The 11,285-nt window shown below is 45.7% G+C and carries 9 protein-coding genes; 4 read left to right on the forward strand and 5 right to left on the reverse strand.

The features are described 5' to 3' along the window. Window positions 1-138 precede the first annotated feature (138 nt). From VIP81_RS22280 to VIP81_RS22300, 5 genes are all read right to left on the reverse strand, one after another. Complete coding sequence (locus tag VIP81_RS22280; protein WP_331966571.1) at window positions 139-1,014, reverse strand: lysophospholipid acyltransferase family protein; 876 nt, start codon at window positions 1,012-1,014, stop codon at window positions 139-141. A gap of 53 nt (window positions 1,015-1,067) precedes the next feature. After that, window positions 1,068-2,666, reverse strand: coding sequence for an L-aspartate oxidase (nadB, locus tag VIP81_RS22285; protein WP_331966574.1), 1,599 nt, complete (start codon window positions 2,664-2,666; stop codon window positions 1,068-1,070). A gap of 83 nt (window positions 2,667-2,749) precedes the next feature. Beyond that, window positions 2,750-3,448 carry a lysoplasmalogenase gene (locus VIP81_RS22290; protein WP_331966577.1) on the reverse strand — a complete coding sequence of 233 codons (699 nt, stop codon included), beginning with the start codon at window positions 3,446-3,448 and terminating at the stop codon, window positions 2,750-2,752. Between the two features lie 38 nt (window positions 3,449-3,486). Beyond that, entirely contained in the window at window positions 3,487-4,827 is a 1,341-nt protein-coding gene (locus VIP81_RS22295; protein ID WP_331966580.1) for a sensor histidine kinase, read from the reverse strand. Window positions 4,828-4,927: 100 nt separating this feature from the next. After that, window positions 4,928-6,277: a sigma-54 dependent transcriptional regulator gene (locus VIP81_RS22300; RefSeq protein ID WP_331966583.1), complete on the reverse strand. Its 1,350-nt coding sequence runs from the start codon at window positions 6,275-6,277 to the stop codon at window positions 4,928-4,930. A gap of 216 nt (window positions 6,278-6,493) precedes the next feature. Between VIP81_RS22300 and VIP81_RS22305 the strand changes: the two genes are divergently transcribed. From VIP81_RS22305 to VIP81_RS22320, 4 genes are all read left to right on the forward strand, one after another. After that, on the forward strand, window positions 6,494-7,741 hold the full coding sequence (locus tag VIP81_RS22305; protein ID WP_331966586.1) for an efflux RND transporter periplasmic adaptor subunit: 1,248 nt from the start codon (window positions 6,494-6,496) through the stop codon (window positions 7,739-7,741). 49 nt (window positions 7,742-7,790) lie between these two features. Beyond that, window positions 7,791-8,480: an ABC transporter ATP-binding protein gene (locus VIP81_RS22310; RefSeq protein WP_331966589.1), complete on the forward strand. Its 690-nt coding sequence runs from the start codon at window positions 7,791-7,793 to the stop codon at window positions 8,478-8,480. A 30-nt stretch (window positions 8,481-8,510) separates the two neighbouring features. Then, window positions 8,511-10,922 (forward strand): ABC transporter permease, encoded by a 2,412-nt coding sequence (locus VIP81_RS22315; protein ID WP_331966594.1) that lies wholly within the window; start codon window positions 8,511-8,513, stop codon window positions 10,920-10,922. Between the two features lie 2 nt (window positions 10,923-10,924). After that, a partial coding sequence (locus tag VIP81_RS22320; protein ID WP_331966597.1) for an ABC transporter permease occupies window positions 10,925-11,285 on the forward strand: 361 nt, incomplete at its 3' end.

An 11,285-nucleotide genomic window follows, 5' to 3' on the forward strand; every position in this document is an offset into this window, starting at 1 on the left:
TGATAGCACCCTGGAATGATCTGCAGCGATATACGAACCATTGCGGGCAACATCTTCCTAAAGCCTCCTGATAGCACCCTGGAATGATCTGCAGCGATACATGAACCATGGCGGGCAGCATCTCACTATAACCCTATACTAACCCTTCCCGTTTTTTTGCCCCTGGTATTGATGTTTCCAGCGGCGGTGGCTCCACACCCATACTTCCGGTTGTTCGTAAATATTATTTTCCAGGTAGTGCACGAACGTCTCTGTAATTTTTCCATCCGGTTCCTGCTGGGGATGTTCGAACGCGAGCTTTAAAGTAGCGTTATAGTAACCTCTTTTTATTTTACGGATATCTACAAATACCACCGGGATATCGCTGCGTTTAGCGCCCATTTCAGGGCCTTTATAAAACGGCGTCATTTTGTTGAGGAACGGGTACCAGTAGCAGCTGCGGGGATTGCCCGGATTCTGATCTGCTACCAGTGCGATCAGGTATTGTTTGTTGGTCCATGCTTTCATGCTGTTGCCCATATCATTGGCGGGGATCAGGATGGTGCCAAATTTTTCCCGGAAGTGACGGAACATGCGATCCGCGGGTTTGCTGGTAAGTGGCATGTATACCACCAGGAATGGGAAGTTCACGCCCTGCATACAAAACAGGTTGGCCCATTCCCAGTTAAAATTATGTCCCAGGTGCAGCTGACAGCTCTTACCCTGTGCATACAATTCATGTAATACGGAAAGGTCACATTGAAAGCGCTTTTGCAACTGCGCTTTACTCATGGTCAGCAGCTTGATGGTTTCCACCATCATGTCTGTGAGGTTGTGATAGTATTTTTTAGCAATGATGGTCAGTGCTTCCTGCGACTTATCAGGAAAGGCTTGTCTCAGATTCTCCATCACTACTTTCCTGCGATATCCGATGATGTAGTACACCAGCACGTAGAGTACATCGCTGATAAAGTAGAGTACCGGAAATGGCAATATGGAAAGACTATAGCAAAAAGCAAGCAGCAGATAATACATATTCCTGTTTGTTGTAAATCCAACGCAAAGGTAATGAAAGACAGCCGTTTAGCTTACAACACAATGTTTTGTATGAGTTCAGACTTAAACGGATAATCGGTATTGAAATGAAGTCCCCTGCTTTCTTTGCGGAATGCTGCGCCTTTTACGATCAGGTAGCCTGCTGTAATAAGGTTACGTAGTTCGCACAATTGTGGCGACACCATGGTTTTTTCGTAGAGATCTTCTGTTTCCTCATGCAGGATATCGAGTCTGCGGAGGGCACGTTGCAAACGGACATCTGTTCTTACAATCCCTACATAATCACTCATGATCTGTTTGAGTTCTTTCAGGCTTTGTGTAATGAGGATCATTTCTTTGGGGGCCGTAGTGCCGGTGGCTACCCAGTCGGGTACATCTTCTTTAAATTCCAGCTGGTCTATTTTGCTGGTAGTATCTACAAAGCAGCGGTGTGCAAATACCATGGCTTCCAGCAGTGAGTTGGAGGCGAGGCGGTTGGCGCCGTGCAGGCCGGTGCTGGAGCATTCGCCGCAGGCGTACAAACTGCGGATAGAGGTCTGTCCCCACTCATTGGTTTTGATACCGCCACAGCTGTAATGCGCCGCAGGCGTTACCGGAATCATTTGGGTTGCTACATCAATACCGGCAGCCTTGCAGGTTTCGTAGATGTTGGGGAAATGATGAATAAATTTCTCCAGATCCATATGACGGCAGTCGAGGTACACATATTCGGTACCGGTGATCTTCATTTCACTATCTATGGCGCGGGCCACAATATCGCGCGGAGCCAGCGATAGGCGAGGATCGTATTTATGCATGAAGTCTTCCTCATGGATATTGCGAAGAATGCCGCCATCACCCCGTACGGCTTCTGAAATCAGGAACGAAGGGTTTACGCCGGGCTGGTACAAAGCCGTAGGGTGAAACTGGATGAATTCCATATTTTCGATACGGCCTTTGGCGCGGTACACCATGGCCACGCCATCGCCGGTGGCGATAGTGGGATTGGTAGTACTGCGATATACCTGTCCGTTGCCGCCAGTAGCCAGCAGCGTTACTTTGGCAAGGATCTTTTCTATTTTGTTGGAAGTAAGGTTCAGCACATATACACCATAACATTCAATGTCTGGTGTGGATTTGGTAACCAGGTAACCCAAATGGTGCTGGGTGATCAGGTCTATTACAAAGCAATGCGTAATCAGTTCTATATTGGGGCGGCGATGAATGGCATCCAGCAGCGCGCGTTCTATTTCTTTACCGGTAACGTCTTTATGATGAATAACCCTGAAAACGGAGTGTCCGCCTTCACGGCCCAGCGAGAAATCGCCGTCGGGGTTTTTATCAAAGTTGGCCCCCCATTCAATGATTTCGTTGACCCTTTCAGGACCTTCTGTTACCACGATCTTTACTATGTTCTCATTACAGAGTCCGTCACCGGCAATGAGGGTATCCTCAATATGTTTCTCGAAACTATCATTTTCCAGGTCGTTTACCACTGCCACACCGCCCTGGGCGTATTTGGTATTGGTTTCATCCTCCCGGCTCTTGGTGATAACCGTGATCTTTTTATCCGGAAATTGTTGTGATACCTTGAGCGCATAAGTGAGCCCCGCAATTCCTGAACCGATGACAAGAAAGTCTGTTTGCTGCATAGTTAGACAAAAGTAAGAATTACGGATTACAAATTACAGATTTGCTGAGGTAAGTCAGGCAAACATCCGCTGTGATTATCTTACTATAAATTCCCGATTTCTGGTTTGAAAGACGTAGTTCTTTTGCGGAAATACGCTGTGCTGCCATATACCAGGCCCCACTGTGCAAGGCCATAGGTAAGCATTACGAGGATATCGCCGCCAGGCAGCGGATGGTAAAATTTGCCTACGGCAATAAGAGAATCGGAGATCAGAAATAATACTGCCCCCGCTATACAAAACCAGCCAGCCGGCTGCCGCCGGAAATGAAAGGCATGGAGCACACTTTGTACGGTAATAGATAGCGCCAACGCATATACAATAACGGGAACGGTTAAACTGCCAAGATAAGGGGCCAGGAATAAGATGAACACAATTACTACTGCTGCATTCAGAAATATGAACGGGTACTTGCAATACGGTACCGGCAGATTGCTATACCTTATTTTTAGAAAGAAAGTGATGTACATGATATGTGCCATCAGGAAACTGCCCAGGCCAGGAAGAAATAAATGGTCAAATAGCAGCAGGTCGTCGCCCATGGAAGAAAAAAACAGGGCGAGCAGCAGGAACAGGCGAAAGCTACGCGGTATTTTTACATCGGTATACAATACATATACCGCCAGCAATACTACCAGCAATGGTTTGGTGGCATACCGATAACTCTCTTTATCAAGTGCAATGAGCAGGATATCTGCCAGTAATACAAGGAAGTATATTATCAAACTTCGAGGGCGCAGCATGAGGAAAGGGCTTATAGTACCAAATTAAGCATTATTCTCTAAGTATTCAACAGAATATAAAACGTAGTGCCGTTCCCGTTAATGCCCGGACTTATCACTTTTAACTGTCCGCCATGCATTTGTATAATTTGTTGTGATAAGCTCAAACCGATACCAGAGCCTTTCTTTTTGGTGGTGAAGAACGGAATGAATATTTTATTCATGGCATCGCGGTCAATTCCAGGGCCATTATCTGTTACTTCAATACAAATCTGCTGAATGTTGTTGATATACAGTTTCAAGCTGATAGCCGCCTGTGGTGTTTGTTCCAGGGCGTCCATCGCATTTTTTACCAGGTTGATCAACACCATTTGCAGTTGCGATACATCGGCATGGGTTTCTATATTTTCCGCATCCAGTTCGACGGTAAACTGTATGCCTGCCTGTTTCATATCTGTTTGAAAAAGGCTGCTGACAGAGGTCACCAGTGTTCTTACATTTACGCTGGTAAACTGTGGCTGTGGGAGTGTGGTATAATCGCGGTAAGCATTTACAAAATTCATGATTCCTTTACTGCGACTTTCCACTGTTTGCAGTGCTTCCCGTAAATCTGAAATGCCTTCCTGGTGCTGTGCGCCGGGGGCGATATCAAAATCAACAATTTCCTGCATGGTGCCGATCAGGGATACTATAGGCGTTACAGAATTCATGATTTCATGCCGGAGAATTTTAGTCAGATTTTGCCATGCTTCCAGCTCTTTTTTCTGCAGTTCCGAATGGATATTCTGTATGGAAATGAGTTTAATCAAACGGCCCTGCAAACGCACGGTGGCAGCATGTATAGATAGCTGTTGTTCCTGCCGTGTGGCATACAGTGTTTTGTTGCCGGAAGATAATTCCATCAGTAGCTCTGCCAGCCCGGGATGCACGGTTTTCAGTTCGTGAATATTCCGGAGCCGGTAAATGCCCATCAGCCGGAAAGCCGCCGGGTTAATGAGTTCTATCTTACCTTCTGTATCAAAAGATAATACGCCGATGCTGATGTGTTGTACAATCGTGTCAATATATTTCAGGTTGGCTTCTTTCTCTGCCCGGGTTTGACGGAACGCTTCCAGCACTTCGTTGAACTGATGATTGAGCATGCTGAAACTCTTGCCCAGTTTATTGTCTGCGCTGAAGCGGATGGAGAAATCTTCATACCGGATAGATTCCAGGAACAATGTGAGTTTCCGGTTAATCCGGTTCAGGTAATAGTAAATACCATATAGCTGTATTAATATCAGCGGCAATAACAGGAATGCCAATGGCTGCATGCTGTGCATGTACAACCATATGGCTGCTGCTATTGTGATAGCCAGCAGGATGACCCGCAGACTGATATTGATACTGAAGCGATTCATTTAGAGCTTTTAGCTGTTAGCTATTAGCTTTTAGCCTGTAGTGTATAGTCTTAGCTTATAGCCGTACGCTATGGGCTAAAAGCTAACAGCTAAAAGCTATTTATATGTTATATTTTTCCAGTCTTCTATATAGTGCGGCTCTGCTGAGTCCCAGTTCTTTTGCGGCTTCCGTGATGTTGCCGTTACATTTTTTCATGGCCTGTGAAATGATATTTCTTTCCATTTCTTCCAGGTTGTAACCAGTGTCCATGGACTGATCGGCGTTGTTGTTATTTTTTACAAAAACATCTTTTGGCTGCAGTGTTTTTCCCTGAGAAAGGATCACGGCTCTTTCAATAGCGTGTTGCAGTTCGCGGATATTACCGGGCCAGTCGTAGCGCTCTAATTGTGTGATAAGCGATTCGTGCATACTGTTTACCGGGCGTTTATATTTATCGCGGTACAGTTGCAGGAAATGTTCTGCAAGTGGAATAATATCTTCTATGCGTTCGCGCAGCGGTGGAAGATGTATTTCGATGGTATTGATACGATAGAGCAAATCCTGTCTGAACAGGTGTTGCGCGGCCATGTGTTGTATGTTTCTGTTGGTAGCGCAGATGAGTCTAACGTCGATGGGTATACTTTTATTGGAGCCTACCCGGGTTACCTGCCTGTTTTGCAATACCGTGAGCAATTTCGCCTGGAAGGGAATAGAAATATTACCTATTTCGTCCAGGAAAATAGTACCTCCGTTGGCTTCTTCAAAACGTCCGGGACGGTCTTCGCGGGCATCGGTGAAGGCGCCTTTTACGTGGCCGAACAATTCGCTTTCAAAAAGGGTTTCGCTGATGGCCCCCAAATCTACGCTGACAAAGGGTTTGGTGCTGCGGTTGGATTGTGCATGTATTTGCCGGGCCAGCATATCTTTACCGGTACCATTTTCTCCGAGAATAAGGATATTGGCATCGGTGGCAGCTACTTTGGATACCGTATCAAATACGGAGAGCATACCGGGGCTTTTACCAATCACCTGGTTGCCTGGATGATGAACAGCAGCGGGTGGTTTATCCTGCTGGGCAGCACGTTTGTTATAGGCCGTTTGAATAGTGGCCAGTAGCTTTTCATTTTCCCAGGGCTTAAGTACAAAGTCTACCGCACCTGCTTTGATCGCTCTTACCGCCATTTCCACATCGCCATAAGCGGTGAATAATACGACGGCCGTTTCTGGTTTAATATCCAGTATACGGTCCAGCCACTCAAAGCCTTCTTTCCCGCTACTCAGGTCACGGGTAAAGTTCATATCCAGCAGGATCACATCGTAATCGAAGTTGGATACGAGGTAGGGTATTTTTTGTGGATTCTTCTCAAAATCAACCTGTTCAAAATGTCTTTTCAGTAACAGGCGTGCGGCACGTAAAACGTCTACATCATCATCAACAATTAAAATCTTAGCGGGTTGCATGTTAGTCATATGCGAAAGGTGAATAGTTGACAATATTAAACAAAGATTCTTTCAAAGCCACAGCTAAATTCAGGAACTTTTAAAAGTGTCCGATTCTGGACACCCCATGTCCGGCAAAGGACGTTTTTTTAGGCAAAAAATCAATGAAAACGTTGCTGGTAAAGTCTTTTCAGCTTTGGCATGTGGATTGACTTTCTAGGGACAGCAAACTTTTCGCTAATAAACATGGACAGAAAACTAGAAAAGAAGTTTTGGAATAAGAAACGCATCATGATGATAGGTGGTGGCGCGGTAGTAGTAATGCTGCTGTTGTACACCCTGATCTTTGCTGATCACCGGGCTACCCTCAATGTAGAAAAGGATAAGATTACTATTTCTACTGTAAAAAAAGGAACCTTTGATGTATATATTGCCGTAACTGCCGTAGTAATGCCCCTGAAAACCATTCGCCTGGATGCCATTGAAGGAGGATATGTGAGCCGCAAATACCTCGATGGAGGTAGTATGGTGAAAGAAGGAGATTCCATCCTGCGACTGGACAACCAGCATATGATGATGGATTTCGTAAATCATGAAACGGAGATTTACCGCTTGCGTAACGAGTTGCAGAATACCCGTCTGAGCATTCGTCAGCAGGACTTTACCATGCAGCAAACTATTTCAGATATAGACGCTAAAATCGATGCCGCACAGGATCTGTACGACCGGAATAAGCAACTGGTAGAGGAAAAGATAGTGGCCCGTCAGGATTTTAATAAGAACAAGTATGAGCTGGAAGGCTTACTGCGCCAGAAGGATATACAGCTGCAATCACAGAAATACCAGCAGGAAAATGCCAAAACGCAGATCAGCCAGCTGGAAGGAACGCTCGCCAGAACCCAGCGTAACCTGGAGCTGATGCGGGAAAACCTTAACAGCCTGATAGTACGTGCCCCGGTATCCGGACAGCTCTCTTCCATAGATGTGGAAGTAGGGTCCAGCATCACCGCCGGGCAGAATATAGGCCAGATCGATGATCTGAATGGGTTTAAATTACGTGCCGACATAGATGAACACTACGTTTCCCAGGTATTTGCCGGTTTGAGGGCCTCCTTCGAATTTGATGGGAAAACATATGATATGATCGTTACCAAAGTGTATCCTGAAGTAAAAAGCGGTCGTTTCCAGGCCGATATGAATTTTGAAAAGAATACACCCGAAGGTATCCGCCGTGGACAATCCTCTCCTATCCGCCTGGTATTGGGTAAGTCCGCAGAAGCGATCCTTTTGCCACTCGGTGGCTTTTTCTCCGATACCGGTGGTAACTGGGTATATGTAGTAGATAAAAGCGGCAACCGTGCTGTAAAACGTAACATTTCGCTGGGCCGTAAAAATCCTTTATATTTTGAAGTACTGGAAGGTTTACAACCGGGAGACCAGGTCATTACTTCTTCTTACGAGAACTTCGGTAATAAAGACGTTTTATCCTTTTAGTAATCATCCATTTTTTTATATAAACTAGCATTTAAAATAACAAACACTTATGATACGCACCGTTAACTTACAGAAGTTGTTTACAACAGAAGAGGTAGAAACCACTGCTCTCAACGGTATTAATATGGAAGTGCAGGATGGTGAATTTGTGGCGATCATGGGGCCTTCCGGTTGCGGCAAATCAACTTTGCTGAACATTTTAGGCTTGCTGGATAACCCCAGTGATGGCGAGTATCACTTCTGGGATAAGGAAGTGGCGCGCATGAGTGAAAGACAAAGAGCACAGCTCCGTAAAGGTTCTATTGGATTTGTATTCCAGAGCTTTAACCTCATCGATGAACTGACTGTTTTCGAAAATGTGGAATTGCCTTTACTGTACCTGAAAGTACCCGCTGCCGAAAGAAAAGTGAAAGTGGAAGAAGTACTGGAGCGTATGAACATTATGCATCGCCGTAATCACTTCCCACAGCAGTTATCCGGTGGTCAGCAACAAAGGGTGGCCATTGCCCGCGCGGTAGTAGCCAAGCCTAACCTGATCCTGGCGGATGAGCCTACAGGTAACCTGGATTCTACCAACGGGGAAGAAGTGATGAAGCTGTTGCAGGAACTGAATAATGCAGGTACTACCCTGATCATGGTAACGCACTCCCCATATGATGCCGGTTTCGCACACCGCATTGTTAACCTGTTCGATGGACGGGTAGTAACAGAAAATATCAAGGAGCAATTCCATGTGTGATTTTTTTCGCCATTCTAAAACCACATCTTGATGTTCCGGAATTATTTCAAAATTGCTATCCGTCATCTGCAACGGCACAAGTTCATTACCGTCATCAACATCTCCGGGTTGGCAGTAGGCATGGCCTGCTGCATCCTGATTGTGCTGTATGTTAGTGATGAGTTGAGTTTTGACAGATTCCACCACAACGCGGATAATATTTATCGCGTTACCACCGTCACTTCCCACGGGCAAACCGGAGAACTGGAATATGGCGCTGCTACCCAGTTTCCGCTGGGGCCTAACCTGCCGAAAGATATCAGCAGTATCAAAACGTCTGTACGTGTATGCGCACCCGGTAATACCCTCTATACCGTAGGCGATAAAAAAATATGGGAAGAGCATACCGTCTTTGCAGATGCTGCCTTCTTTCAGATGTTCAACTACCCTTTGCTGGAAGGTGATCCGGCTACGGTGTTAAAAGAACCTTACACCATTGTTTTAACGGAATCAACAGCGAAGAAATATTTTGGGAATGAGCCGGCCATCGGAAAACTGATTAAAGTAGGCAACGGATATAGCTGTACCGTAACCGGTATTGCAAAAGACTTTCCTGCCAATACAGACCTTCGGATGGACATGATCCTGTCTTTTTCTACCATGATCAACGCAGCGTTAAAGGTGGATAATAAGCTGGAGCGCCAATGGTTCATGTTTGCCAACAATGTTACCTACGTACAACTGGCCGATCACACGCCTCCTGCCAAATTAACCAAAGAGCTGGAAACCTTTGTAACCGCGCATATTGGTGGTATACTGAAGAAACATAATATACATTTTACGCTGGAATTGCAGCCCATCAAAAACGTACATCTCTATCCGGAAGGCGACAAGGGGGTTAATAATTCTGCGATGATCTGGATGTACATTGCTATTGCAATATTCCTGATCCTGATTGCCTGCATGAATTTTATGAATCTCACTACTGCCCGGGCACATGAAAGGGCCAAAGAAGTGGGGCTGCGAAAAGTATTGGGCGCAGAAAGAAAGAGTCTGATCCTCCAGTTTTTAACGGAATCACTGGTGATCAGCATTGCCTCTTTTATGCTGGCATTTATATTGGCGGCGGCATTAATGCCATCGTTTAATACCATTACCGGCAAAGAGTTATCATTGTTGTCTTCCTCTAAATTATTTTTATATACCGGCTTCCTGTTACTGGTACTGATAGTAGGTTTGATTGCCGGCAGTTATCCGGCGCTGTACTTATCTGGTTTGATACCGGTGCGGGTGCTGAAAGGCAATTTTATTGCCTCCGGTTCCCGGGTGCTGGTGCGCCGCGGGCTGGTAGTAGCACAGTTTGCAGTAGCCGTGGCATTGATTATTTCTACAGTAGTAGTATTCTCACAACTGCGTTACTGGCAACAAAAGAACCTGGGTTTTGACAAAGAACACCTGGTGAATGTATACCTGTCGGGCGTGGATGGTAGCGCTAAAACGGCGTTGCTGAAAGCGTCTTTCCAAAACTTATCCGGTGTACAACAAGTGTCCATGCACAACTTTTTAATGGGCAGCGGCGTGTTTAATAACAATCCGATTGTACGGGAAGGGGGAGATGATAAAGACGGTTTTGTAGCCGGCATTATACAATCAGATTTTGATCTGCTTAAAACTACCGGTATTAAACTGGTGGCGGGGCGCGACTTTAACCCGGCATTGTCCACCGATTCTTCCGATGCTTTCATTATTAACCAGACGGCCGCGCGGCAACTGGGTTATAAAAATGATGCGGTGGGTAAACGAATTGAATGGAGACCGGGATACATGAGCCGGCATGGCACTATCATAGGGGTGGTAGAAGATTTTAACCTCCGCTCATTGCAGGTGCCGGTAGATCCGATCATCTATATGGTAAGACAGGATGAAGTAGCGATTCTTACGCTGCGGTTGGCTGCCGGAGATCAAAAGGCGATTTTGAAACGTGTAGAAGCGGCCTGGAATAGCATTGTGCAGGACACGCCGTTTAATTTCACGTTTGTAGAAAATGATATCAGGGCGCAATACGTGGCAGAACGTACCCTCGGTAAACTGTTCGGTATCTTCTCCGGACTGGCTATCTTCATTGCCTGTATGGGTTTGCTGGGATTATCTATGCTCATTTCCCGGCAGCGCACAAAAGAAATCGGTATCCGGAAAGTGCTGGGTGCTTCCGTTGCCAATATATCGATGTTGTTATCCAAAGACTTTCTCAAACTGGTGTTGGTCGGTGTTTGTATCGCCTCACCCATAGCCTGGTATGGTATGGATAAATGGCTGCAGCATTTTGCTTTCAGAATACACATAGAATGGTGGGTGTTTGCACTCACCGCTGTGCTGGTAGTACTGATTGCGTTGTGCACCGTTAGCCTGCAATCTATAAGATCGGCATTAATGAACCCGGTTAAATCACTTAGATCTGAGTAGCCATGATGAAGAACTATTTCCGCATTGCCTGGAGGAATCTGCAAAGAAGCCGTTTTTTTGCTGCGCTGAATATCGCTGGTCTTGCCTTTGGTATGGCGGTTTGCTTCTTCATTTTATGTTGGGTAGCCGATGAATACAGTGTAGATAAATTTCATGCAAACGGTAAGGATATATATCGGCTGCACGTGAATGCCGATTGGGGCGGCATCCGTACCATGAGCACTACACCTGTTGTTTTAGGAGATGAATTGAAAAACACGTTTCCTGAAATCACCGCCAATGTAAAGGTAAGACCGTTTGAAGATAATATGCTCTTTAAAACAAATGGCAAAACACAGGTAGAGCGGAAAGCGGTGTATGCTA

The organism is Chitinophaga sp. (assembly GCF_036566945.1).
Taxonomy (GTDB): Bacteria; Bacteroidota; Bacteroidia; order Chitinophagales; family Chitinophagaceae; genus Chitinophaga.